Annotated in this window: 14 protein-coding genes; 8 read left to right on the forward strand and 6 right to left on the reverse strand. The window is 64.6% G+C overall.

Going from position 1 to position 26,155, the window contains the following annotated elements; genetic code table 11:
• Window positions 1-65: 65 nt before the first annotated feature.
• From KHO31_RS08910 to KHO31_RS08920, 3 genes are all read left to right on the forward strand, one after another.
• Window positions 66-1,505 (forward strand): aldehyde dehydrogenase family protein, encoded by a 1,440-nt coding sequence (locus KHO31_RS08910; RefSeq protein ID WP_211623073.1) that lies wholly within the window; start codon window positions 66-68, stop codon window positions 1,503-1,505.
• 78 nt (window positions 1,506-1,583) lie between these two features.
• A complete protein-coding gene (locus KHO31_RS08915; RefSeq protein WP_201074907.1) occupies window positions 1,584-2,342 on the forward strand; it encodes an SDR family oxidoreductase in 759 nt (252 codons plus the stop codon).
• A gap of 84 nt (window positions 2,343-2,426) precedes the next feature.
• On the forward strand, window positions 2,427-3,746 hold the full coding sequence (locus tag KHO31_RS08920) for an MFS transporter (protein ID WP_211623075.1): 1,320 nt from the start codon (window positions 2,427-2,429) through the stop codon (window positions 3,744-3,746).
• A gap of 177 nt (window positions 3,747-3,923) precedes the next feature.
• On the opposite strand, the gene KHO31_RS08925 is transcribed toward KHO31_RS08920, so the two are convergent.
• The 3 genes from KHO31_RS08925 to hemC are packed head-to-tail and all read right to left on the reverse strand — an operon-like array spanning window position 3,924 to window position 8,151.
• The gene (locus tag KHO31_RS08925; protein WP_201074905.1) at window positions 3,924-5,114 is read right to left on the reverse strand and encodes a heme biosynthesis protein HemY; all 1,191 of its coding nucleotides are present in this window, start codon (window positions 5,112-5,114) and stop codon (window positions 3,924-3,926) included.
• Between the two features lie 2 nt (window positions 5,115-5,116).
• Entirely contained in the window at window positions 5,117-7,135 is a 2,019-nt protein-coding gene (hemDX, locus tag KHO31_RS08930) for a fused uroporphyrinogen-III synthase HemD/membrane protein HemX (RefSeq protein ID WP_211623077.1), read from the reverse strand.
• Entirely contained in the window at window positions 7,135-8,151 is a 1,017-nt protein-coding gene (gene hemC / locus KHO31_RS08935) for a hydroxymethylbilane synthase (protein ID WP_201074901.1), read from the reverse strand. The genes hemDX and hemC overlap by 1 nt, the downstream gene beginning before the upstream one ends.
• A gap of 377 nt (window positions 8,152-8,528) precedes the next feature.
• Here hemC and ppc point away from each other — a divergent pair, with 377 nt between their 5' ends.
• The gene (gene ppc, locus KHO31_RS08940) at window positions 8,529-11,726 is read left to right on the forward strand and encodes a phosphoenolpyruvate carboxylase (protein ID WP_201139198.1); all 3,198 of its coding nucleotides are present in this window, start codon (window positions 8,529-8,531) and stop codon (window positions 11,724-11,726) included.
• Between the two features lie 89 nt (window positions 11,727-11,815).
• Here the strand turns inward: ppc and KHO31_RS08945 are convergent, their stop codons facing one another.
• On the reverse strand, window positions 11,816-12,151 hold the full coding sequence (locus tag KHO31_RS08945) for a hypothetical protein (RefSeq protein ID WP_201074898.1): 336 nt from the start codon (window positions 12,149-12,151) through the stop codon (window positions 11,816-11,818).
• Window positions 12,152-12,280: 129 nt separating this feature from the next.
• Entirely contained in the window at window positions 12,281-13,033 is a 753-nt protein-coding gene (locus tag KHO31_RS08950; protein WP_201084869.1) for a class I SAM-dependent methyltransferase, read from the reverse strand.
• 173 nt (window positions 13,034-13,206) lie between these two features.
• Here KHO31_RS08950 and KHO31_RS08955 point away from each other — a divergent pair, with 173 nt between their 5' ends.
• Both KHO31_RS08955 and argH read left to right on the forward strand, forming a co-directional pair.
• Window positions 13,207-14,019: a helix-turn-helix transcriptional regulator gene (locus KHO31_RS08955; RefSeq protein WP_201074896.1), complete on the forward strand. Its 813-nt coding sequence runs from the start codon at window positions 13,207-13,209 to the stop codon at window positions 14,017-14,019.
• Between the two features lie 157 nt (window positions 14,020-14,176).
• Window positions 14,177-15,583, forward strand: a complete 1,407-nt coding sequence (gene argH / locus KHO31_RS08960; protein WP_201074895.1) for an argininosuccinate lyase — start codon at window positions 14,177-14,179, stop codon at window positions 15,581-15,583.
• Window positions 15,584-15,940: 357 nt separating this feature from the next.
• On the opposite strand, the gene KHO31_RS08965 is transcribed toward argH, so the two are convergent.
• Window positions 15,941-23,338, reverse strand: a complete 7,398-nt coding sequence (locus tag KHO31_RS08965) for a non-ribosomal peptide synthetase (RefSeq protein ID WP_201074894.1) — start codon at window positions 23,336-23,338, stop codon at window positions 15,941-15,943.
• Window positions 23,339-23,728: 390 nt separating this feature from the next.
• Here KHO31_RS08965 and KHO31_RS08970 point away from each other — a divergent pair, with 390 nt between their 5' ends.
• Both KHO31_RS08970 and KHO31_RS08975 read left to right on the forward strand, forming a co-directional pair.
• Window positions 23,729-24,298, forward strand: coding sequence for an energy transducer TonB family protein (locus KHO31_RS08970; RefSeq protein ID WP_201140811.1), 570 nt, complete (start codon window positions 23,729-23,731; stop codon window positions 24,296-24,298).
• A gap of 410 nt (window positions 24,299-24,708) precedes the next feature.
• On the forward strand, window positions 24,709-26,016 hold the full coding sequence (locus KHO31_RS08975; RefSeq protein ID WP_201074891.1) for an MFS transporter: 1,308 nt from the start codon (window positions 24,709-24,711) through the stop codon (window positions 26,014-26,016).
• Window positions 26,017-26,155 lie beyond the last annotated feature (139 nt).

Below are 26,155 nucleotides of genomic sequence, written 5' to 3' on the forward strand. Positions count from 1 at the left end.
TTGTGAACACCACGTATCCGAACCTCGGCTTGAACCTCGGTTGCGTGACACCTCAAGGAGCCTGCATGGAAGAAGCCCGACACTTCATCAACGGCGAATGGGTTGCCGCATCAGGCGGCGAGACCATCGCGGTGGTCGACCCTTCGGACGGCCAGCCGTTCACTCAACTGGCCCGCGGCACCGCAGCGGATATCGACGCCGCGGTCCACGCCGCCCGCCGTGCCTTCGAAGGCGCGTGGGGTCAGGCAAGCGCCGCCGAACGCGGCCGTGTGCTGTACCGGCTCTCGATGCTGGTCGCCGCGCGTCAGGAAGAACTCGCCCAACTGGAAGCCCGCGACACCGGCAAGCCGCTCAAGCAGGCGCGCGCCGACTCGGCGGCGCTGGCCCGCTATTTCGAGTTTTACGCCGGCGCGGCGGACAAGCTGCACGGCGAAACGCTCCCCTATCAGGCCGGCTACACGGTGCTGACGATCCGCGAGCCGCACGGCGTAACCGGTCACATCGTGCCGTGGAACTACCCGATGCAGATCTTCGGCCGCAGCGTCGGCGCGGCGCTCGCCACCGGCAATGCGTGCGTCGTCAAACCGGCGGAAGACGCGTGCCTGTCGGTATTGCGCGTCGCCGAACTGGCGGCCGAGGCAGGTTTGCCGGCGGGCGCGCTGAATATCGTCACGGGTCTTGGGCATGAAGCGGGCGCGGCCCTTGCGCGTCATCCCGGCATCGACCACATCTCCTTCACCGGCTCGCCCGAAACCGGCAAGCTCGTGACGCAGATGGCCGCTGAAAACCACGTCCCGGTCACGCTGGAACTGGGCGGCAAATCGCCGCAAATCGTGTTCGCCGACGCGGATCTCGACGCAGCGCTGCCGGTGCTGGTGTCGGCGATCGTGCAGAACGCCGGGCAAACCTGCTCGGCGGGCAGTCGCGTGTTGATCGACCGGGCGATTTACGAGCCACTGCTCGACCGGCTGAGCGGCGCGTTCCACGCGCTGCGGGTCGGACCGTCGCATGCCGATCTCGACTGCGGCCCGCTGATCAGCGCGAAGCAGCAACAACGCGTGTGGGACTTCCTCTCCGACGCGCAACACGACGGCATCCCGATGGCAGCCCATGGCGAAGTGATCCCCGAGGCGCCGGAAAGCGGCTTCTACCAAGCGCCCACGCTGCTGCGCGACGTGCCCGCGAACCACCGTCTGGCGCGCGACGAAGTGTTCGGTCCCGTCCTCGCCGCGATGTCGTTTACCGACGAAGACGAAGCGCTGTCGCTCGCCAACGGCACACAGTACGGTTTGGTCGCGGGTATCTGGACGCGTGACGGGGCCCGGCAGATGCGCCTCGCGCGGCGCCTGCGCTCCGGCCAGGTGTTCATCAACAACTACGGCGCGGGCGGCGGTGTCGAATTGCCGTTCGGCGGCGTGAAGCATTCAGGCCATGGACGTGAAAAGGGTTTCGAAGCGCTGTATGGCTTCACGGTGTTGAAGACGATCGCCATTCGTCACGGTTAGTCAGGCACTCGCGTTCGCAGCAAACGGAAACACGCGGAAGCAGGCGTATCACCATCCATAACAAACAGCGGAGACATCATGCGGTTGACAGGTAAAACGGCCATCGTCACGGGTGGCGGCTCGGGTTTCGGCGAAGGCATCGCGAAGACCTACGCGCGCGAAGGCGCGAACGTCGTGGTCAACGATCTGAACGGCCCTGCGGCCGAACGTGTAGCGAGCGAAATCGCGCTTGCCGGCGGCAAGGCAATCGCGGTGGCCGGCAACGTCGCGCAACGCGAGGACTGGCAAAAGCTGCGCGAGGCTGCTCTCGAAGATTTCGGCAGCGTGCAGATCGTCGTCAACAATGCCGGCACGACGCATCGCAACAAGCCTGTGCTCGACGTGACGGAAGCGGAGTTCGACCGCGTCTACGCGGTGAACGTCAAAAGCATCTATTGGAGCGTGCAGGAATTCGTGCCGTATTTCCGCCAGCAAGGCGGTGGCGTTTTCATCAATATCGCGTCGACGGCCGGCGTCCGACCACGGCCGGGCCTCGTCTGGTACAACGGCAGCAAGGGTGCGGTGATCATCGCCAGCAAGTCGCTTGCCGTCGAACTGGGCCCGGACCGCATTCGGGTGAACTGTGTGAACCCGGTGATCGGCGAGACGGGACTGTTGTCGGAGTTCATGGGCGTTGAAGATACGCCGGAGAATCGCAAACGCTTTCTGGCCGGCATTCCGCTCGGGCGCTTCTCGACGCCGCAGGACATCGCGAACGCAGCGCTGTATCTCGCCTCGGACGAGGCGGAGTTCATCACCGGCGTCTGCCTCGAAGTGGACGGCGGGCGCTGCGTGTAAACGCCATGCGAACCAAACCTTCCAGCGCGGCTAGAATCGCGATCGACGGCGGTACTTCATTTCCATAAGAAAAGAGGAGACACCATGGCTAGTCCTGCAGATCCGCTCCACCATCCCGGCGCGGGGGCGCCACCTTCCACTTTTGAAGAGGCAACCTATCGCAAGGTCACCTGGCGGCTCGCGCCGTTCCTGATGCTCTGCTACGTGGTCGCGTATCTCGACCGCGTCAACGTCGGCTTCGCCAAGCTGCAAATGACCACCGATCTCGGCTTGAGCGACGCGGTCTACGGCTTCGGTGCGGGGATTTTCTTCCTCGGCTATTTCATCTTCGAAGTTCCGAGCAACGTGATCCTGCACAAAGTGGGTGCGCGGGTGTGGATCGCACGGATCATGGTGTCGTGGGGCGTGATCTCGATGCTGACCATGTTCATCACCACCCCGACCATGTTCTACGTGATGCGCTTCCTGCTCGGCCTCGCCGAAGCAGGCTTCTTCCCCGGCATCATTCTGTACCTCACGTACTGGTATCCGTCGCATCGTCGCGGCCGCATGACCACCTTGTTCATGACGGCGATCGCGTTGTCCGGTGTGATCGGCGGCCCGGTGTCGGGCTACATCCTGAAGAGCTTCAACGGCATGAACGGCTGGCATGGCTGGCAGTGGCTGTTCCTGCTCGAAGGGCTTCCCTCGGTGGTCGTCGGGATCATGGTGTTTCTGATGCTGGACGACCGTATTTCGAAGGCCAAATGGCTCACCGCGAACGAGAAGGAATTGCTCGAACGTCAGGTATCAGCCGAAGAAGCCACCAAGCACGACATGCCGATTCGCCAGGTGCTCACGAGCGGCCGCGTGCTAATGCTGAGCCTCACGTACTTCTCGTTCGTGATGGGCCTCTATGGCGTGAGCTTCTGGCTGCCGACCATCATCAAGGCGACTGGCGTGACGGACTCGTTCATGATCGGCCTGCTGTCCGCCATTCCGTTTGCGGCAGCGGTCGTCGCGATGGTGTTCGTGTCGCGCAGCGCGGACCGCAAGCGTGAGCGGCGCTGGCATATCGCGTTGCCGGCCTTCGCAGGGGCGATCGGCCTCGTGCTCTCCGTGGTGTGGGCTCACAACACCGTGCTGGCGATGGCCTCGCTCACGCTCGCGACCATGGGCATCCTGACCACTCTGCCGCTGTTCTGGAGTTTGCCGACGGCGATCCTCGCCGGCACGGGTGCGGCAGCCGGCATCGCGATGATCAATTCGATCGGCAATCTCGCGGGCTTTCTCAGTCCGTACGCGGTCGGCTGGTTGAAGCAGGCGACTGCCGCGAACGACTCCGGCATGTATATGCTGGCGGCGTTTATGATCCTCGGCGGTTTGTTGGCGGTGAGTGTGCCGGCGAAGATGGTCAACAAGTAGCGCGACTTCCCGGCAATCATCGCGAATGACGTGACGCAGGAACCGCCGTCAAGAATCCTGCGTTACGCGTGACGCGCCACGTTTCAAAGAAAAAGCCCCGGCATCTTCCAACGCTGGGGCTTTTTCTTTTGCGTCTACTGCGGCGCGTCTGAACCACACGCCACGGCGATCAATGCATCAAACAATATTCATCGCCAACGCACTCTCGCGATAATGCTCGCTCGCCTTGGCGGAATCGCCGATCTGCTCATGCAAACGCGCCAACGCGCGATGCGAACGAATTTTCAGCGTCTCGTTGTCGGCCAGTTTTAGCGCGCGCTCGAGGAACGATTGCGCCTTGCCCCACAACTGCTGATGCAAGCACAAGCGGCCCAATGCAAACATCAGATCGGCATCCTCCGGGCGATCCTTCTGCCACCCTTCGGCCTTCTGGATCAACGGCAACGCGTCGCCCCCGGTCGTGTCCGGATAACGGCGCAGCAGACGCGCGTCCCAGTTCTGTGCCAGCGCTTCTTCGACGATCTTCCGCGCCTCCTGCGGACGATTCAGCGTGACCAGCAGCTCGGCCGCGAGATCTGCGAGACGCGGCGAATGACGCTCAGTGGCCGACAGCGAATTCCACAACTCCAGCAGCGCATCGGCATTGTGGCGCCGGTCGCGCAGCAGGTTTTCCGCCGCGAGCTGACGCAAACGCACCGCTACCGCCGGATGGATTGCTTCGCGTTTTTCCAGCGTCTTGACGAGCTTGAGCACTTCGCCCCAGTTCTTCAACTGCTGTTGTGCGCGCAACATGATCTGCTGCGCGTGAATCCGCCGTGCGCCCTGCGACTGCATTTCGGTGAGCGCGGTGAGCGCGCCGTCCGCGTCGCGGCCATCGGCACGCATGTCGGCGGTGGCCATCAGGCGTGCATCCTGCCAGTCGGCTTCATCGATCTGGGCGAGCCATTCGTCGCGCCGCGCATATTCATGCATGCGATGCGCCGCGGTGGCTGCGATCAAACCGGCCGCGCCCTTGTTGTCGCCATTCGTGAGCGAATCTTTCGCGGCTTTTTCAGCGCGCGAGAAACGCCCGGCGTACAGATTGCCGATCGCGTCACGCAATGCAGCGTGCGCCTTCGCGACACGCGAGCGCGCGCGATAGGCCGCCACACGCTGCGGCATGCGCCAGATATTGCGCACGATGCGCAGCAGCGCGTACAGCAGGATGAACAGCACCACCAGTCCGACCACGAACAGATTCAGCGAGATATCGACGCGATACGGCGGATAGATCAGCAGCACCTGCCCCATGTCGAAGCGTCCGACCACCGCCAGCACCACCGCGATGGCGAACAACAACGCGAGCCATAGAAGTCCCCGGATTGCCATGATTAGCCTCGGCTCCGGTATTGATTGACGGCTTGCAGGCTGGTGTTCAGATTCGGCAGTTCAACCGCGGCCGAACCTGCATCCACCTGCTTGACCAGATCGATCACAGTCTGTGTTTTCTTCGACGTGTTGTCGAAATAGCGCGTGAGCGCAGCCTGCGCCGCCTGCAAGTCGGACTTCAGCGTGGTCTGGTTGCGCGAGAGCAGCGCGAGCCGCGCCGACAGCAAACGCAGCTTCAGATTCTCGCGCACGAAGTAGCCTTGATCGGGCGTGACGAGCATCGCGTCGGCGTTGTCGATGCGGCGCACCTGCACGAGGCTGGTGAGCTGCTGGCCAATGCCGGTTGTGACTTCACGCCACCACACTTTCCAGCGCGGCTCGCCGGTGGCCGCGGCCACCTTCGCCGTGTCAGCCCAGGTAGCGGCCTTCGGCGTGGCGTGGGCAATCGGTGCTTCGCCGGAGAGCGGCAGGCCGTCGACCTGGTCGATCGCGTTGTCGAGCTTGATCGCCATGCCGGTCAGATCCGTGGACGGCGCAGCCTTCAGCTTGTCGATGTCTTGTGCGATGGCCTTGCGCACCGTGACTGCCTGCGGGTTATCCGATGCAGCGAGACGCGTGTCCGCGCTTTGCAGCGCAAACAACGCCAGTTGCGTGTTGCCGGTGAGCTGCAACTGCTGGCTCGCGGCCGACAGCATCTGCCCGACTTCAGCCATCGTCCAGTCGTCGCGATTGCGGGCGAGATCGGTGTATTGCTGCTGCAGCGCCTGTTGCGCGGTCTGCGCGTCAGCGAGCTTGCCTTCGAGTTGCGCGACCTGCGCGTCCGATTGATGAACCGTGGCCAGCGCCTGATCGGTCTTGACGCGCAACTCGTTGGTCTGCGCGTCGTTGGCTTGCTGGCGTTGCGCGAGTTGCTGCTCAGTGCGCTCCACCTTGCGATTGAGCGCATAGCCGCCCACGCCCGCCGCACAAGCGATGATCACGACGACAAACCACAGCAGCGGTCCGCTCGCGCTGCGGCGCTTTTGCGCTTCGTAGGGCGTGAAGGGTGGATTCGGCGGCAACGCAGTGGTTGCGGCCGGCTGGGGTGAAGCGTTCGTGGATGCGTTCGTTTCAGTCATGCGTGATTTAGCCGGTGAATGAGCCGGGTTGGACGGTACCGGTTGAACAACAGTCGGGACGGCGGCAAGCAAGGCGCGGGCAATGCGATCATCGCCCGCGCCGGACACCGTAATGCTATCAAAACCCAATGCCCGCGCGGTCTGCGCGATACGGGGATGCGGCGTGACCAGGTTGGCGTGCTTCAGTTGCGCGATTTCGTCGGCGGTCAGATGCTCTTGTGCGAGTTCGTGCAGATTGCGCACGCCTTCCGAACTGGTGAGCAACCAGGCGTGCGGCTCGCCAGCAAGCAGCGCGTGCACGCGCGCCCAGCCGCCGATGGACGGTTCCGGCACGAGGCGGCGATAGGCCGCGACCGTTTCGACTTCGGCACCGGCCTCGCGCAAGCGGTCGGCAAGCCATTCGCGGCCGCCGTCGCCGCGCACGATCAGTACGCGCTTGCCTTCGAGACTCGCCGCGCCGAGCGACGTATCAATCGCCGCGAACAAGCCTTCGGAATCGAAGCGCGCCGCATCGTCGTCGGCTACCGACGGCGGACTGATGACGTTGTACGCCGGCGCCGTGACGCCGTGGCGCACCAGCGCCTGCACACTGCCCGGCCCGACTACGCCGATCGGCAGCGCGTGCGGCCAGATTGCATCGCTCCTGGCAAACGCGTGATCGACCGCATTGGGCGAGACGAACACCACCAGTGCATAGCGTTCCAGAGAAGCCAGCGCCGTGCGCAACGGTGCGTCGTCGGTAACCGGCGCGATGTCGATCAGCGGAAAGTCGAGCACGGCGATACCCGCCGCCCCGAGTTGCGCGATCAATTCGTTCGACTGACCGACCGGTCGTGTAATCACAACCGTGAACGCCGCCTTGCCGACGGATGTGGATGCGTTGCCCGGGATATCGGCCGCCATCACTCGCCGGTCGCCGCGCTGTCCGCCGCGTCGCCACCGGAACCTGCGGCGGGACCGCTGGCCGTGCTCAGCGCACGGACGATTTCCATCGCACCTTGCTGTTCGAGCGCGCTCGCCACTTCCTGGCCGAGCGCAACAGCACGTTCGACGGTAGGCGCCGGCGCCGATGCCTGCGCGCTCAGGACACGCTGGCCGTCGGGCGTAGCAACGATGCCACGCAGATGCAACGCGCCGTCGCGCCAGGTCGCATAGGCCGCGAGCGGCACTTCGCAACTGCCGCCCAGCGCGCGCGATACCATCCGCTCCGCTTCGACGGCCGCTGCCGTATGTTCGTGATGCAGCGGGGCGAGCCATGCCGCGAGGTCGGCGCGATCGGCGCGAATCTCGATGCCGAGTGCGCCCTGACCGGCCGCGGGCAAGCTGTCTTCGGGATCGAGCAGCGCGCGGATGCGCTCGCCGAGACCCAAACGCTTCAAACCGGCGGCCGCCAGAATGATCGCTGCATAGTCGCCGCGATCGAGTTTCGACAGACGGGTATCCAGATTGCCGCGCAACGGCCGCACCACGAGGTGCGGGTAACGCATGCGCAGCATGGCCTCGCGGCGCAGGCTCGAGGTGCCGACCACGGCGCCGGCTGGCAGCGCAGCAAGCGAGTCGTAATCGTTGGACACCAGTGCGTCGCGCGGATCTTCGCGTTCCATGATGGTGGAAAGCGCAAAGCCCGCGGGCAATTCCATGGGCACGTCTTTCAGGGAATGCACGGCCAGATCGGCACGGCCGTCTGCCAGCGCCGCTTCCAGTTCCTTGACGAAGAGCCCCTTACCACCAACCTTCGACAAAGTGCGATCGAGAATTTGATCCCCACGTGTCGTCATTCCAAGGATTTTTACGTCACAAGATGGATATAATTTGTGCAGCGCACATCGCACATGCTCCGCCTGCCACATGGCAAGGCGGCTTTCTCGCGACGCAATCACAAGCGTGTGGGGTGGCGCAAATAACGTCTCGGTGTTCATTAGCTTGCTGATCGAATGACGGGATGTAATAACAATCAATGTTAGCACGCGACCCCGTGTCTCAAGGCACAGCGGAGCGCCGTGCTGGCGCGGTATCGATGGAGGAGACGGGCCTCGCGCAGCGCGCGCCTGCCCCATCCCAGCCTGTTCAAGCACGGTCGTTCGCGCACCGGAGCGCGGCATGCGGGATGATGCAATGCGGCGCAACGTGTCCGGCGTGCATGCAAATGCGCGCGGCCACCCCTCTCTCCGGCGTAGTGCCATCGGCGCATACCGCTTTTTGCTGGTTCCGTGCAGTTCACGTTGCAACTCATAGTGCAGTTCCGCAGTAGCAGTTCATCACTCAACAGACCCTGGCTTCCCCGAGGAAACCCATCGTGACGTCTTCCGGATCGGCGCGCCCTGCCCGCCGCAACACTGCATCGCCCAACGCTTCCGCGGCTGACGCCGCTTCTGCCGCAGCAACGGCTGCCCAGTCCACGCCGGCCAAACGCGCCGGTAAAGCTGTCATGGCAAGCCAGGCCGCTAACGTCGCCAAAACCACCAAGTCGGCCAAAGCCTCCGCGCCCGCCAAGGCGGTGAAGGCCGTTAAGGCAAATAAGGCGACGCAAGCCGCGAACACCGCCCAGGCGCTGAAACCGGCCAAAGCCAAGTCCCCGAAGATCAAGGTCGCCGTGAGCGAAACCGCGTCGCAAGCCGCTAAAGCGCCGACGCTGCAAGCCGTTTCGCAGGATACGGTCGCGCCCGCGTCGAAAAGCAGCGGCCGCACGCGTGAGGACAAAGACCATCCGCTGTTTCAGGACATCCGTTACCTGGGACGCCTGCTCGGCGACGTGCTGCGCGAACAGGAAGGCGACGCGGTGTTCGACGTGGTGGAGACGATCCGCCAGACCGCCGTGCGCTTTCGCCGCGAGGACGACAGCGCTGCGGCACAAACGCTCGACAAGAAACTGCGTTCGCTGAGCCCGGAGCAAACGGTCAGCGTGGTACGCGCGTTCAGCTACTTTTCGCATCTTGCGAACATCGCCGAAGACCGCCACCGCAATCGCCGTCACCGGATTCACGCGCTGGCCGGCTCGACTTCGCAACCGGGCACCATGGCGCACGCGCTCGAACGGCTCGTCGAGGCGGGCGCCGCCGCGACGCCGGTGCTGCAACAGTTCTTCAACGACGCGCTGATCGTGCCGGTCCTGACCGCTCACCCTACCGAGGTGCAGCGCAAGAGCATTCTCGACGCGCAGCACGACGTCGCGCGTCTTCTGGCCGAACGCGATCAACAGTTGACCAACCGCGAACGCGCGCATAACGAGGCGATGCTGCGTGCGAGCGTCACGTCGCTGTGGCAAACGCGGATGCTGCGCGACTCGCGCCTGACGGTCGGCGATGAAATCGAAAACGCGCTGTCGTACTATCGCGCCACCTTTCTCGAAGAAATCCCGGCGCTCTACGCCGATATCGAAGAAGCGCTCACCGAGCACGGTATCGACGCGCGTCTGCCGCCGTTCTTCCAGATGGGCAGCTGGATCGGCGGCGACCGCGACGGCAATCCGAACGTCACGGCCGAAACGCTCGAGCACGCGATCACCCGCCAGGCCGCGGTGATCTTCGAACACTATATGGAGCAGGTGCACAAGTTGGGCGCCGAGTTGTCGGTGTCGAACCTGCTGGCCGGCGCAAGCGACGCGCTGAAAGAACTCGCGGCCATCTCGCCCGACCAGTCGCCGCACCGTACCGACGAACCGTATCGGCGCGCCTTGATCGGCATGTACACGCGACTCGCGGCGAGCGCGCGCGTACGTCTGGGTGAAGGCAGCGTGCCGGTGCGTAGCGCGGGCCGCGGCGCGGCGCCGATACGCGCCAAGCCGTACGACGACTCCGCCGAATTCGTGCGCGATTTGCACGTGCTGATCGATTCGCTCGCCGAGCATCATGGGGCGCCGCTCGCGGCACCCCGTCTGTCGCCGCTCGCGCGCGCCGCCGAAGTGTTCGGCTTCCACCTGGCGAGCATCGACTTGCGCCAAAGCTCCGACATCCATGAAGCGGTAATCGCCGAGCTGCTGAAACGCGCGGGCGTCGAAGAAAACTACGCAGCGCTCTCCGAAGAAGACAAGCTCACGGTGCTGCTGGCCGAACTGGCGCAGCCGCGCTCGTTGCGTCTGCCGTACGGCGAGTACTCCGATCTCGTGAAGAGCGAACTCGGCGTGCTCGAAGAGGCTCGCGTCACACGCGAAAAGTTCGGCGCGCGCGCGGTGCGCAACTACATCATTTCGCACACGGAGACCGTTAGCGATCTGGTCGAAGTGATGTTGCTGCAGAAGGAAACCGGCCTGCTGCACGGCCGTCTGGGCGACGCGCACGATCCGGCGCGAGCGGGGCTGATGGTGATCCCGCTGTTCGAAACGATCCCTGACTTGCGCAACGCGCCGCACATCATGCGTGATCTGATCGCGCTGCCGGGTGTCGGCGCGCTGATCGAACATCAGGGCAATGAGCAGGAAGTGATGCTGGGCTATTCGGACAGCAACAAGGACGGTGGTTTCCTGACGTCGAACTGGGAGCTGTACCGCGCCGAGCTTGCCCTGGTGTCGCTGTTCAATGAACGCGGCGTGACCCTGCGCCTGTTCCATGGACGGGGGGGCACGGTAGGCCGTGGCGGTGGTCCGACCTATCAGGCGATTCTGTCGCAGCCGCCGGGCACCGTCGACGGTCAGATCCGTTTGACCGAGCAAGGCGAAGTGATCGCGAGCAAGTTCGGCAATCCGGAAATCGGCCGGCGCAATCTGGAAACGGTGGTGGCCGCGACGCTCGAAGCCTCGTTGCTGCCGCACGGCATTGCACCCGCACAACTGCCCGCCTTCGAAGAGACGATGCAGCAATTGTCCGACGCGGCGATGGCGTCGTATCGCGCGCTGGTCTACGAAACGCCGGGCTTCAAGGAGTATTTCTTCGAATCGACGCCGATCTCGGAGATCGCCGAGCTGAACATTGGCAGCCGTCCGGCTTCGCGCAAATTGCAGGACCCGAAACAACGCAAGATCGAAGATCTGCGCGCGATTCCGTGGGGCTTCTCATGGGGTCAATGCCGTTTGCTGCTGACCGGCTGGTACGGTTTCGGCAGCGCGGTGGCCGCGCATCTGGACAGCGCGCCGAGCGATGCCGAGCGCGCCCGCCGCCTTGCGCTGCTCAAGAAGATGCACAAGACGTGGCCGTTCTTCTCGAACCTGCTCTCCAACATGGACATGGTGCTGGCGAAGACCGACCTCGCGGTGGCCTCGCGCTATGCGCAACTCGTGTCGGACAAGAAGCTGCGCAAGCATGTGTTCGAGCGGATCGTCGCGGAATGGGAGCGTACGTCGAAGGTGTTGTCGGAGATCACCGGCAAGAGCGAACGGCTCGCGGAGAATCCGCTGCTCGCGCGTTCGATCAAGAACCGCTTCCCGTATCTCGATCCGTTGAATCACTTGCAGGTCGAGTTGCTCAAGCGCCACCGCGCGGGCGATACCAACGCGCGCGTACGGCGCGGGATTCATTTGAGCATCAACGGGATTGCGGCGGGGCTGCGTAATACGGGCTGATCGAGCTGCATCTCAACCGGGCGGGTGATACCGCCCGGCTTAACCGGCGGTGGCTGCTGAGCCGTACGAAAAACGAAGCCGAACACGGATCATTTCGCCGTGTTCGGCTTCGGCATTTCCGGCGCTGGAATGTTGAATTTGAGGGGAGGTTCGCGCCGGGCCTGCTCGCGCGCTTCACGCTCGGCGCGTTCGGACTGCAGGCGCGCGTCAAGGTCGCGGCGCGCTTGATTCGACATATTCACATTGGAACCGGGCGCCGTGATACCGAAGCCTTTCGTCACGCTGGATTCATTCGGCTTAACCGGATCGGACGACAGTGCGCGCGGCAAGGTCGTGCCGTTTTCGCGATAATAATCTCGATTTTCTTGCGCCGGCGCGCTGCCAGGCAGCACGGTTGCTGCCACAACAAGTAAAAAACGCTGCACCCGTGACGCCTCCAGATTATTTAGTAATCCAGAGGTTACCACGGTGCATGCCTCTTTATTGAGACCGACACGGCCTTTGGCGCACGTGCGTCGTCAAGCCGCGCCTGCAGCTGTCGCTCCCGCGCCGGCTTATTGCGCCTCGACCATCAGCGCGTCGAGCTTGAACGAGCCGTCTTCCTGCACGTCGAAATACTGGCGTACCTCATCGGGCGAGCTGCTCCACAGCGAGCGAATCGCCACCACGCGCGGCTCCGGCGTGCGCATGCGCGCCACCCACGAGCTGAACTCGATCTCGATACGCCAGCGCTCGCGAATCGTCGCGGTAAAACCCGCTGCTTCGAAGAGCGCGATCCATTCGTCAGCGCGGTAGTCGCGAATGTGCGAGCCGTCGCGCAGCAATTCCACCGCCTGAATATGCGTGTCGAGCAGCGGATGATCGGCGCCGGCGATGTCGATGAACAGCACCTTGCCGCCCGGCTTCAACACGCGCCGCACTTCGGCCAATGCATGCGGCACATCGTGCCAGTGATGCGCGCTCATCCGGCTGATGACCCAGTCGAACGAATCGTCTTCGAACGGCAGCGTTTCGGCGGCGCCCTGTTGGGTACGGATGTTGGTGAGGCCGCGGTCCTTCGCGGCGCCAACGACCGTCTCCAGCATTTGCGGCGCGATGTCGTATGCCACCACTTCCTTTGCGTGCGGCGCCACCGCGAAACTCGCGTGACCTGCACCGCAGCCCATATCGAGCACCGTCGCGTCCGGCGTCGCGGCGATCGATTCGGCCAGCGTCCGCAGATCGGCGCCGGTGGCATGCGTCTGACTCGTCAAATACGCGGCGGCGGTCGAGCCGAAGGCGTCGGCGACTTGATCGTGGTGCTTCATGGAAGGCTCCGGTTATTCAGGCGGGGTTGGGCCGGGTTGGGCCGGGTTGGCCTGGACGGCGTTGCGCCGTTCCAGCCGTTACAATAGAGCCCGTCGTGTACCAGTACAAGTTAAGCAATTATTCTGGTATCAATAACACCACCCCGCCCCCCTCCAAGCGCTGCCCAATCAGAATGACCACGCCGTCCTCTGCCGACAACCCGCCGCCGCTCGATGCCACGCCCGCCCGCGCGCTCGGCGATTTCATCCGCGCTCACCGCGAACGGCTCACGCCGCAAGCGCTCGGCCTGCCGCCCGGCCCGCGCCGCCGCACGCCCGGCTTGCGGCGCGAGGAAGTCGCGCAGCTATGCGGCGTGAGTCCGACCTGGTACACGTGGATCGAGCAGGGCCGCCCGGTCTCCGCCTCTGCTGAGGCGTTGGCGCGGATTGCTGTCGCACTTCAATTGTCGCGCGCCGAGCGGGCTTATCTGTTCGAGCTGGCCGCGCAGCGCGACCCGGCCGAGCCCGATCCGGCCGCCGCCGACGCGCCCGCCACCCTGCTCGAAACGGTGCAGCTCGTGAACGCTCCGGCTTACGTGCTTGACCGGCAGTGGAACGCGCTCGCCTGGAACGCGCGCGCCGCCGACCTGTTCGTCGGCTGGCTGGATGGCAACCATGACCGCAATCTGCTGCGCTACACCTTCACCGAACCCGCGGCACGCGAGCTGATCGTCGACTGGGAAACGCGCGCGCGGCGCCTCGCCGCCGAATTCCGCGCCGACTCGATCCGTCATCTGAACGACGCCCCCACGCGCGGGCTGATCGACTCGCTCACCACGGCGAGCGATGCGTTCGCGCGCTTCTGGGCGTCGCAGGACGTCGGTGGCCGCGAAGGCGGCAGGCGCGAATTCAACCATCCGCGCGACGGCCGCATCGTCTACGACCAGATCACCTTCAAACCCGCGCATCGCGAGGATCTGAAGCTGGTGGTGCTGGTGCAGGAATAGCTGCGCGTTCCTGTACAGCCGCGGGCGGCCCGCGCCGAAGAGGCCGGCCGCCAGTGTTAAAATCCCTGTCTTTCGCTCGCTTCGCGGCTCAGCCCTCTGCACGCATGTGCAGTCCGCCATGCCGCCAGCCTCCTCACCTCGTTCAAAGCCCAACACCATGACGTCCCAACTGCACAAAAAAGGCGAAGCCTGGTCGGCTCGCTTCTCGGAGCCGATGTCGGAGCTCGTCAAACGCTACACGTCGTCGGTTTTCTTCGACAAGCGTCTGGCGCTCGTCGATATCGAAGGGTCGCTCGCGCACGCCTCGATGCTGGCCGCGCAGAAGATCATCGCCGACGACGACCTCGCCGCGATCCAACGCGGCATGGCGCAGATCAAGGGTGAAATCGAGCGAGGCGAGTTCGAGTGGCAACTCGATCTGGAAGACGTCCACCTGAACATCGAGGCGCGCCTGACCGCGCTGATCGGCGACGCCGGCAAGCGCCTGCACACGGGCCGCTCGCGTAACGACCAGGTCGCGACCGACATCCGCCTGTGGCTGCGCGGCGAAATCGACCGCATCGGCGGCCTGCTGACGGAATTGCGCACGGCCTTGCTCGACATGGCGGAGAAGAACGCGTCGACCATCATGCCGGGCTTCACGCATTTGCAGGTGGCGCAGCCGGTCACGTTCGGCCATCACCTGATGGCTTACGTCGAAATGTTCTCTCGCGACGCCGAACGCATGGTCGATTGCCGCAAGCGCGTGAATCGTCTGCCGCTGGGTGCAGCCGCGCTGGCCGGCACCAGCTATCCGATCGACCGTCATGCTGTGGCGAAGACGCTGGGCTTCGACGGCATCTGCGCGAACTCGCTGGACGCGGTGTCCGATCGTGATTTCGCCATCGAATTCACGGCAGCCTCCGCGCTGGTGATGACGCACGTGTCGCGCTTCTCCGAAGAACTCGTGCTGTGGATGAGCCCGCGCGTCGGCTTCATCGATCTGGCCGACCGTTTCTGCACGGGCTCGTCGATCATGCCGCAGAAGAAGAACCCGGACGTGCCGGAACTCGCGCGCGGCAAGACGGGCCGCGTGAACGGCCATCTGATCGCCCTGCTGACGTTGATGAAAGGCCAGCCGCTCGCGTACAACAAGGACAATCAGGAAGACAAGGAGCCGCTGTTCGACACGGTCGATACGGTGGCGGACACGCTGCGCATCTTCGCTGAAATGGTCGCTGGCATCTCGGTGAAGCCGCAAGCCATGCGCGACGCCGCGTTGCAAGGTTTCTCCACGGCAACCGACCTCGCCGACTACCTGGTCAAGCGCGGCCTGCCGTTCCGCGACGCGCACGAAGCCGTGGCGCTGGCGGTTCGCGTGTGCGCCGATCGCGGCTGCGATCTGGCGGACCTGACGCTGGAAGAAATGCGTAAGGAACTGCCGAACGTCGCGCATCTGATCGGCGAGGACGTGTTCTCGTATCTGACGCTCGAAGGTTCGGTGGCAAGCCGCAACCATCCGGGCGGCACGGCGCCCGAGCAGGTGCTCGCCGCGGTCAAGGCTGCACGGGAAGCGTTGAAGTAAGGTAGTGCCCGGCGCGCGTTAGCGCGTCCGGCAACGTGTGCGTTACCGCAGGCGTCATTGCTGGTAATAAGCGGCACGCGAAAAGAAAGGCGAACTCTTCGACGGGTTCGCCTTTTTCGTTTTCGTGGCCGGATTGATTGATTGCGCAAGGCATCGCGCACCAAAAGAAAGCCCGCGCGAAGCGGGCTAAATGAAAGACTTCCACCGATGCCTCTCGAAAGAGGCCATCGAAGTGTAGGCGTGTTTTGGCCGCGGACCAATCCGGTCATATTTCGGCCTATTACAAGCGTGCAATCGGTCGGCGCGCAAGCGGAACCGCCGATGCACCGCCAGTCACCCCCGCACCTGCACCGCGCTTTACAACGCCGCCGTCTCCGATACCGGCTCAAGAAAGCCCGCAGCGCGCAGATAGCCGACGTAGAGCCTGACCAGCGCATCGTAGTCGACGGTCAGATCCACGCCGTATCTTGCCAGCGCCGTCACCGTGCCGATCTGTTCGATCGGCAACGGCGCGGCGGACAGGTCACCGGTATAAAAGTCGCGAATCAGCGCCAGGCCGTTCGACGGCTCGAGATCCGCCAACCGCCGTTGCCACTCGGCCGCTGTCTGCGGATCGGCGCGCAAACCGCAGGCAGCAAGCGCCGCGAACCACTGCCGCTGGGTGAGCGCGAGTGGGTTGTTCAGATTCACCACCCATATTCCGCTACGCGGATGCAACGCCACCGCCGTCACCGCGCTCGCGAGCAGATCGACCGGCAGCATCTCGACCTCCCGCGCCGTTTCCGGATATGCGCCCAGCTGCAGGCAGCCCTTGTTGAACAGCCAGAAATGGTTGTGCGCGAAGTTGCTGAAGCCAGTGCGGCTGTCGCCGGTGATATTGCCCGGCCGCGCGACGACCGCCGGTAAGCCGAAGCGGCGCGCGCACGCCGCGACCCGTTGTTCGCCGACCCACTTCGTCAGCAGATAGCCGTTGTCCAGCAGCGGACGCGCGTTGCTCACGTGCTCGTCGATGCGCTCGGCGCCCGCCAGCATCTCGCCGACCGACAGCGTCGAGATGAAACAGAACGGCTTTTGCCGCTGCGTCAGCGCGAGCCGCAGCAAGGTTTCGGTGCCGCCGACGTTCGCGCGCTTCATCTCCTCATAGCTATGCAGGTGATGCACGAATGCGCCGCAATGCAGGATCGCGTCGACCTCCGCGGCGAGTTGCAGCCAGCGCACCGAGTCAAGTCCAAGCTGCGGCGCAGCAAGATCGGTGGGGATCACCTCGACTCGGCTGAAGTCGATCGCAAGGCCCGCCGCGCGTGCCTTGTCCTGCAACACGGCGAGCCCCGCCGCCGCGCTCGCACAGCGTTGCAGGCACACTACCTTGTCCAGCCGGACGCATAGCGCGTGCAGGAGGTAAATGCCGAGGAAGCCGCTCGCGCCGGTCAACAGCATCGTGCGGATCGACGCTGCTTCAGCGCCGCCAGCCAACGCCGGCGCGGCGTGTTCGATAGCGAACGGCTCTGCCGCATCCGCGAGCGCGCGCTCGATCATGTCCTCGTGACCGCCATCCGCAAGCGCCGCGATGGTGGGAGAGCGATAGAACGCAGCCATCTGGAACTCGATGCCGAGCGAATCGCGCAATTGCCCCTGCATTCGCACGGCCAGAATCGAGTTGCCGCCGAGCCGGAAAAAGCTGTCGTCGCGGCCGATGCCGGAGGCACGCAGCAGCCTCTGCCAGATCTCAGCGATGCGTTGCTCAACGCCCTCGCGCGGCGGCGTGCCGCTTGCACGCGACGGTGCCGGCAAGGCCTTGCGATCGTGTTTGCCGTTCGGCGAAGCAGGGAGCGCGTCGAGCCTGATAAAACACGCGGGCACCATGTAGTCGGGAAGCGCCTGCGCAACATGACGGCGCAGCGCGTCCTCGTCAAGCGCGGCGCCGCTCGCGCCCGGCCCGGCAACGTAATACGCGGCCAGATAGCGCGCCTCGCCCTCGCCCCACACGCGGCATGCAGCATGCGCGACGCCCGGCGCGGCCGCGATGCAATTCTCGATCTCGCCGAGTTCGATGCGAAAACCGCGCAGCTTGATCTGCGCGTCGTTGCGGCCGAAGTATTCGATCGTGCCATCGGCAAGAAAACGGCCGAGGTCGCCGGTGCGATACATCAACGCGTATGGCGCATCCCGAAACGGATCGACCACGAAGCGCTCCATCGTCATGGCCGACTGATTGATATAGCCACGCGCCAGATTTTCACCGCCGATGTAGATTTCCCCGACCGTACCGAGTGGCGCCAGTTGCCGCTGGGCATTCAGCAGATAGAGCCGGTAGCCCGGCAGCGGCTTGCCGATGATACGGCTCGGCCCGCCCGGCAGCACTTGCCCGCACGAGGCCATCACCGTGATCTCGGTCGGTCCGTACAGACTGAACAGTTGCGTGTGTTCGCTCCACCAGGCAGCGCTCGGTTCGTCCAGCGTATCGCCGCCGAAGCCGAGCAGTTGCAGATCGGGCAGTGGCTCGCGCGGCAAGCTCTGCACCACCACGGGTGCAAGCGAGGTGTGCGTGACGCGCTCCGCCTTCAGCAACCTGTGCAGGAGCAGCGGATCGCGGCGCGCCTCCTCCGGCAGCACGATAAGCGTGCCGCCGTGCAGCAGCGCGAGGAACAGATCGAGCACGCTCGCGTCGAAATTGGTGGATGCCGCCAGGGTGCTGACAGCGCCCGGCGCATAGCCGAGCGCGCGGCTCGCGCCGGCCACCATCCGCACGACGCTATGGTGTTCGACCAGTACCCCCTTCGGCTTGCCGGTCGAGCCCGACGTGTGGATCACATAGGCGAGCGCCTCGGGGCCGACAACTTGCGGCCGGCGCACCTGCCCGACCTGCTTGCCGGCCTGCTTGCCGGCCTCCTTCTCGACGTCAGTCTCCGCCAGAGCCCCCGTCCCCGCCTGAGTGTGCGGCGTCCCCTTCGCCAGCACCGCCGGGTCGATCTTGCGCAATTCGCCGAGGCCCGCGGCCTCCAGCGCGCGACGGCTCGGCTCATCGGCGAGCACCGTATCGACCGAGCAGTTTTCGACGAAATAGCGCAAGCGCTCGGCGGGATAGGCCGGGTCGAGCGGCACATACGCGCAACCCGCTTTGAGCACGCCCAGCACGCTCGCCACCAGCAGGACGCTCTTCTGCATGCTCAAGCCGATGCGTGCACCGGGCGGCACACAGGCTGACACGCCACGGGCGATGGCATCGCTGAGCGCATCGAGTTCGCGATAACTGAGCTGCTGCTCGCCGCAGCGCACGGCAACGCGCGACGCGTGCGCCGCCACCACCTCGGCGAAACGCGCGGGGATCGACTGCGGTGCATCCGCCAGAGGGTCGCCGCAGGCGAAACTCAGACACTGCGCATGTTGCGCGTCGCTCAGCCAGGCGAGCTCGCCGACCGCCGCATCAGGCTGGTGAGCCGCGGCGTCGCACAGCGTCATGAACACCTCGGCCATCCGCTCGACCGAGGCCGCGTGCAGCACCGAGCTGTCGTATTCGAAGCGCCCGTCCAGACCGCCATCGGGCCGCAAATAGAAAATCGCCGACAGGTCCGCTTTCGAGGTCAGCGGAGGACGTTCCTCGGCGTGATAATCCGCCTCGCCGATGGGGCCATTCAGTTCGATGCCGTTCTGCAAACTGAAAATCGCGTTCAGCGCACCAAGCTCGCTGTTATCGGTGTCGTAAGGCGTGGCGAGCAGATGATCGCGATCGTCGAGCATCTGGCGTTGCACCGCCTGCGCCAGCTCGCCGAAGCCTTGCCGCGTGTCGATGCGTTGCACCAGCACCACCATCGAGACGAACATGCCGTAGATCCCCTCGGTCCCCGGGACATCGCGGCCCGCATACGGATACGCGCATGCCAGTTGCTGCTGGCCGCTTACGCGCCATAGCCATACAAGGTACAGCGCAAACAGCACGGGCGGCAAAGTCATGTCGTGCGCCTCGGCAATCTGCTTCAGGCGCCGCATCTGGGCGGACCGCACATGCAGCGCCAAAGAGCGGTTCGCGTTGGGCTCGCGCTGCAGTGCGTCGAACGGCAATTCGGTGCGCAAGGCAACGGCGTCGAGTTTGCGCATCCAGTAGTCGCGCGCGGCAGCAAAGCGCGGCGACGACGCCACTTGCGGCGCCCAATGCCCGTAGTCGAACCACGAGAGCCGCGCGCCTGAAACCGGTTTGCCTTCGTAGCGCGACGTCAGTTCGTCCAGCAACAGCTTGAACGACCAGCCGTCGAAAATCGCGTGATGAATGCAGAGCAGCAAGGTGGTGCGGTTCTCTTGCGGGGACAAGAGCAGTTGTGCGCGCCACAACGGCGCACAGTCGAGCGGCAAACGCAGCGCGCGCATGGCATCGGCGCGCGCGTCGATTGCACCGGCATCGCAGCTTTCTAGCGGAATGCTCGAATCCGTCGGCATAGCGGCCGTGCCAGGCAGCACCAGCAATTGTCCACCGCGTTCAACGAAGCTCGCGTTGAAGATCGGGTTGTGCGCGAGCACGGCGACGAGCGCCTGGTGCAAGCGCAACGGATTCGCTGCGCCGCCGAAGTCCACCCGCATCACGATGTTGTACGCGTTATCGCCAGGCTTGCCGAGCGCGCGGGTGTGCATCATCCGCACGAGCCGGCTTGCCACGGGCGCGGGCATGGGCGCGCCAGGTTGCACGACGAGCGGCGGCAGCGCGGCACCTTGCTCGACACTCTGCCGCGCCCTTGCGCAGAAGGCGTCGAACTGCGGATGCTCGAACAGCGTCTTCAGCTTGACCGGCGCGGACAAGCTCGCGCTGACACGGTTGCATACGAGCGTGGCGAGCAGCGAGTGCCCGCCCAACTGGAAGAAGTGGCTGTGCTCGCCGACACTCTCGAGCGGCACGCCCAGCACCTCCGACCAGATCGCTTGAACCGCCAGCTCGAAGGCGTCGAAAGCGCGGCTCGCGGGGTCAGCCGGACCGGCTTGCGGTGCCGGCAATTTGCTGCGGTCGATCTTGCCGTTCAGCGTCAGCGGCAGCGCCTCGATCTGCAGCAGGAACGCCGGCACCATGTAATGCGCGAGACGTTGCGCAAGCCGGCTTCGCAGCACCGCCGGCTCCAGCGCCGCACCCACGTACCAGGCCACCAGCGCCGTGCCGCCCTGCCGCTCGCACGTGCCGACATAGGCGCTGCGGACCTCCGGCTGCTCGACGATGCTGGCCTCGATCTCGCCGAGTTCGATGCGGTAGCCACGAATCTTCACCTGAAAATCGCTGCGGCCAAGAAACTCGATCGCGCCATCCGGCTGGAAACGGCCGAGATCGCCGGAACGGTAGAGACGACCGGGGCCGAACGGATTCACCCTGAACTTCTGCCCGGTCAGTTCGGGCCGCAGCAGATAGCCGCGCGAAACAGCCGCGCCACCGATGCAGATCTCGCCGATCCCCCCGAGCGGCACCGCTTCACCCTCCTCGTCGAGCAAATGGATCTGGTAGCCGGGCAGCGGATGGCCCAGTTGATTGGCCGGCTTGTCGCCGTCGAAGGTGTTTTCGGTCGCCATCACGGTGGTCTCGGTCGGCCCGTAGATGTTCGACAGGCGCAGCATGCCGGACCAGAAGCGGATCGTCTCGTCATCACTTGCTTCACCGCCACACAAAACCGTCTCCAGATACGGCAGCGCGCGTCGTGGCAGCAGCTTGAGAATCGCCGGCGGCAAGAACGCATGCGTGATGCGTTCGGCGTTGAGAAAACCGAACAGCGCATCGGCGTCGGTGCGCACCGCTTCGGGCGCGACGATCAGGTGGCCGCCGTGCGTCAACGGATTGAAGATCTCCAGCACACTTGCGTCGAAATTGACGGATGCGAACTGTAGCCAGCGCGTGCTTGCATCACGCCGATAGCGGCCCGTCAGCGAGGCGATCAGGTGCGCAAGCATGCCACGCTCGATGACGACACCCTTCGGTTTGCCCGTTGTGCCGGAGGTGTAAATCACGTAAGCGGTGCGCTGTGGATCTGCCGGCGCAACGTGCGCCGTGATCGCCCCGGCCGCAGGGCCTTTCAACAGATCCTCGATCCGGTGCAGCGCGCAATCGGCCAGCGCGCTCAAACGCTCGTGCGTCGCCGCATCGACAATCACCGTTCGCAGTTGCGCATCCTTGACGATGTAGCGCAAGCGCTCATCGGGCATCTGCGGATCGAGCGGCAAATAGCCAGCGCCAATGGCGTGCACGCCGAGCATTGCCGGCACGATGCGCGCACCGCGCGAGATGCAAATGCCGATCAACGTGTCCCGCCCAGCCGGTGCGGCCGGCTCGAGCGCGGCGAGGGCCGCGCCCACACGCTGTGCGGCGAGCGCCAGTTGCGCGTACGTGAAAGCGGCGTCCGGGCCGCTAACCGCCGGCCGCGCGCCGTGCTCGAGCGCTGTCTGCGCAAACAGATTGAGCACGTCGCGCGCGGGGGCCGCGAGCGGGCCGCCGTCGGACCATGCAGCGCAACGCTGCCGCAGTACCGGCGTATAGAGATCGATCGCCTCGAGCTTCTGCTCGAGACTTTCGCCGACGCGCGCGAGCAGCGCCGTCAAATGCTCGAACGCGAGTCGCAAACCGTCGAGTTCCTGGGGATAGCGGCTATGCACGTGCAACTCGATCTCCTCGCGCACATCCAGATAGACGCCCATGTCCTCGTGCGCGAAACGGCGTGAGTATGGCGCCAGCAACGCCGCGGGCAGCGTGTCGAGCGCGAGCGCGTCATAGGGCAAGCTGTCGGTCTCGCACACGACATTGGTCGCACGCACGAAACCGGGCTCGCGCCGCTCGATGTCGTGCAGCACTTCGAAGGCCGGAAGCTCGGTGTGAAAATCAGCCATCTCGGCGCGCGCCGCCGCGTGCCGTAGAAACTGCCGCAGCGTCATCGTGTCGTCGAAGTCGGTTCTCAGGAAGCGCCGCCGTTCGTCGAAACCGATCGTCTCGTCGCGCCGGCAGCGGCCACGCTGGTGATGCGCGGTGAGCACCGCGCGGCTGCCGGTCATGCGGCGCAGCAACACGTGAACAAACAGTTTGATCAGCACGTCGAGCTCGACGCCAAGCGCTCTCGCCTCATGGCGCAATGCAGCGCCCGTTTGCCCGTCGAGCCGCACCGTAAAGCTGCTGTCAGCGAGCGCGTTCTGCCGGCGCGGCGCATGCCATTCGAACGAGGTGTCGCCCACCTGGCCTATCCAGAAATCCAGGTCGTTCTGCAAACGGTCGCTCGCAAGGAGTTCACGTTCGGCGTCGAGCAGGCCTTGCTGATCGATGCCGAGTGGCGCGCCGGGCGATTCGCCGCGATAGGCCCGCGAAAGCGCCTTGAACAACGGTGTCAGCGAAAAACGGTCGAGCAAGACGGGATGGCAGGCGAACACGAGATAACTGTGCCCGCCGGCGCCAAGCAGCGTGAACGCCCACGGCAGTCCGGCGTCCATGCGGAAGGCACGCGCGCATAGGCCGTCGATCAACGACAGCACGGCTGCTTCGTCGCGCGCGTCACGCCTGTCGAGATCGATGATGTCCAGTGCCGCGCGCACATCACGGCGGATGACCCAGCGCATGCCCTGTTCGGCTTCGACGAGCCGGTAGGCGAGTGGCCGGCAATGCTGCACCAGTTGCGCTACGGCGGCGGACAGACGCTCGACATCTGGACGGCCGTCGATCCGGTAGACGGCGCAGAGATTAGGACCGGCGGCGGCATGCGCCAACGTGCGGGATTGCGTGCGCGTCAACGCAAAAGAAGAGTGTTCCAAACGATACCTCGTTGTCGGGATGGACAGGTCCGATCGGCTCGCGTGGCGCCGGTAGCACGCGACTCGTGATCGCGCTGCGGCGCTTCGCCCGATGTTCCGGCCCACGCTATTGACGTGAGGCTGTTGCAACCATAGGAAAACTCTTAGAACTCCTGTTGTGTGCAGATTGACGTGGCAAACCTTGATTAAACACGGTTTATGTCAGCCGGATCCCATCAGACTGAATGCGCTCATGTATGCAGCAGAAAGGCAATGGAAAGATCTCCGGACTTGCCGTGTCAACGAGCCGAATCAGAGAACGCTGGATCGACATACAGGGTCAACGCCAATTGCATCCTGGCGTTTTTTGACTACCATCAAGTTAGATCCTGTCTCAGTGCTACCTCGACGATGTTCACCCGCACACGTCACCTTCGCCGCTTGACTGGACGCTTCGCTTCGCGCGTTAGCGCATCTCTATTGCATGCACATAGCGCGACGTCGGCGTTGACGCTCGCATCGGCTTTGGCGCTCGCATCGGCTTTGGCGCTCGCAGCCGTCGCAGGCTGCACCATCACACCGCCGCAACGCCCGCTTATCATCACGCCGGCGGCGGCCGTCAACAGTGCAACGCTCGACCAGTACCGCAGCGCGGTCGCTCAACGCATCATCGAACGCAGCCCTTCGTATGTGTTGCACGGCACGCCGCAAGCGATGCTGCGCTCGCTGGTCGTGGTGTCGTTCACGGTGGATCGCGATGGGCAGGTGGTGGCGTCGTCGGTGTATCGCACCAATGGCGACGACGAAGCCGAAAGCACCGCGCTCGCCACCTTGCGGCGCGCCGCGCCGCTGCCGCAACCGCCCGGTAAATTGCTGAACGGCCGTGGCCAGCTCGAACTGTTCGAAGACTGGCTATTCAACGACGACGGCAAATTCCAGTTGCGCGAGTTCGCCTCGCCGCAAGCGCAGACCATCAACTGAACGCGGCGCCGGAACGACAAGACGCGCGGCAAGCCGAGCGACCTGTCTTATACCGCCTTGCTGCACCGCGGCCGCGCTCGTTATAATTTTTCGATTCCCTACGCCGGATCCCTCCGGCACGACTCACGCCGCCCGCTCACCCGTTGGCGCGGCGCGAGTCCGATTGCAGCGCCGCCGCGCCATCCGCGCGGGTCGCCTGCCTGATTCGATGCACGATCGACGACGCGCTGCCTGACGGCTGCCGGCTGCCGTTGTAAGCTGTCGCATCGTCGCCCGCGCCGCGCATGGCTTCAACCGCCTGCGAGACGCACCGAAGCGCACGAACTTAAACAAAGATGCCGCCTGACCACGCGCCGCCCGCACATAAAAAGTACGGCGCTCGACGGCATCACGACATTTGGAGACCCTGCATGTCCACTTCGCCGATTTCCGCGGCCCAGCCCAATGCGTCCGGGCAGAACAGCAGCGCGCGGATCATCTTCGCGAGCTTCATCGGCACCGCGATCGAGTTCTACGATTTCTACGTCTATGCGACCGCCGCGGCGCTCGTCATCGGACCGGTGTTTTTCCCGCACGGCTCGGCGACCGCCCAGGCCTTGTCGGCTTTCGTCACGTTCGGCATCGCGTTCGTCGCGCGGCCGATCGGTTCGTTCCTGTTCGGCCACTTCGGCGACCGGATCGGCCGCAAATCGACGCTCGTCGCTTCGCTGCTGGTGATGGGTGTGTCGACCACGCTGATCGGGTTCGTGCCGGGTTACGACTCGATCGGCAGCCTCGCACCGATCCTGCTGTGCGTGCTGCGCTTCGGCCAAGGTATCGGCCTTGGCGGCGAATGGGGCGGCGCGGCGCTGCTCGCCACCGAGAATGCGCCGGCCGGCAAGCGCGGCTGGTTCGGAATGTTCCCGCAACTTGGACCGTCGATCGGTTTTCTGGCGTCCAACGGTCTGTTCTTCGCTTTGGCGTTGTCTTTGAGCGACGAACAATTCCGCAGCTGGGGCTGGCGCGTGCCGTTTCTCGTCAGCTCGGTGCTGGTCGCGCTCGGCTTGTATGTGCGCTTGAAAATCGCCGAGACGCCGGCCTTCCAGGCGGCCATTGAACGCAAAGAACGCGTGAAGGTACCGATCGCCACGCTGTTCTCGCAGCACTGGGTGCCGACCCTTCTCGGCGCGCTGGCGATGGTGGTCTGCTACACGCTGTTCTACAACGCCACGACGTTTTCGCTGTCGTACGGCGTGTCGGTGCTGCATATCCCGCGGCAGACGTTCCTTGGCCTGCTGTGCATCGCCGTCGTGTTCATGGCGCTCGCCACGCCGCTGTCCGCCTGGGCGAGCGACCGTTACGGCCGCAAGCCGGTGCTGATCGTCGGCATCATCGCAGCGATCCTGTCGGGCTTCACGATGGCGCCGTTGCTCGGCAGCGGACAGACGCCGCTGGTGCTGCTGTTCCTTGTCATCGAACTGTTCCTGATGGGCGTGACCTTCGCGCCGATGGGCGCGCTGCTGCCGGAATTGTTTCCGACCAACGTGCGCTATACCGGTGCAGGCGTGTCGTACAACCTCGGCGGGATTCTCGGTGCGTCAGTCGCGCCGTATATCGCGCAGGTGCTGGCCGCGCATGGCGGGCTGCCGTGGGTGGGCGCTTATGTGTCGATTGCGGCGGCCGTCAGCATGATCGGTGTGCTGTGCATGCGCGAGACGCGCGATGCGCGCTTGATGTAAGCGAGCGCGCTGTATAGATGGCCTGATTGCTTCCTTACCCTGATGCCGCCAGGCGCGCATTGACGCGCGCTGCGGCAGCATCGACTGGTCCCCGCCTTTCCCTCCGCCTTTCCGCACTTTGCTGGTAAATCCCCTGCCT

The sequence above is a fragment of the Paraburkholderia domus genome (genome assembly GCF_905220705.1).
GTDB classification, from domain to species: Bacteria; Pseudomonadota; Gammaproteobacteria; order Burkholderiales; family Burkholderiaceae; genus Paraburkholderia; species Paraburkholderia domus.

Bases quoted from the DNA above. Each gene is read 5' to 3' on its own strand.
- hemC (WP_201074901.1), bottom strand. From the start codon at position 8,151: ATGAACACCGAGACGTTATTTGCGCCACCCCACACGCTTGTGATTGCG.
- KHO31_RS08950 (WP_201084869.1), bottom strand. From the start codon at position 13,033: ATGAAGCACCACGATCAAGTCGCCGACGCCTTCGGCTCGACCGCCGCC.
- hemDX (WP_211623077.1), bottom strand. From the start codon at position 7,135: ATGGCGGCCGATATCCCGGGCAACGCATCCACATCCGTCGGCAAGGCG.
- KHO31_RS08910 (WP_211623073.1), top strand. From the start codon at position 66: ATGGAAGAAGCCCGACACTTCATCAACGGCGAATGGGTTGCCGCATCA.
- KHO31_RS08925 (WP_201074905.1), bottom strand. From the start codon at position 5,114: ATGGCAATCCGGGGACTTCTATGGCTCGCGTTGTTGTTCGCCATCGCG.
- KHO31_RS08975 (WP_201074891.1), top strand. From the start codon at position 24,709: ATGTCCACTTCGCCGATTTCCGCGGCCCAGCCCAATGCGTCCGGGCAG.
- KHO31_RS08915 (WP_201074907.1), top strand. From the start codon at position 1,584: ATGCGGTTGACAGGTAAAACGGCCATCGTCACGGGTGGCGGCTCGGGT.
- KHO31_RS08970 (WP_201140811.1), top strand. From the start codon at position 23,729: ATGTTCACCCGCACACGTCACCTTCGCCGCTTGACTGGACGCTTCGCT.
- argH (WP_201074895.1), top strand. From the start codon at position 14,177: ATGACGTCCCAACTGCACAAAAAAGGCGAAGCCTGGTCGGCTCGCTTC.
- KHO31_RS08955 (WP_201074896.1), top strand. From the start codon at position 13,207: ATGACCACGCCGTCCTCTGCCGACAACCCGCCGCCGCTCGATGCCACG.
- KHO31_RS08920 (WP_211623075.1), top strand. From the start codon at position 2,427: ATGGCTAGTCCTGCAGATCCGCTCCACCATCCCGGCGCGGGGGCGCCA.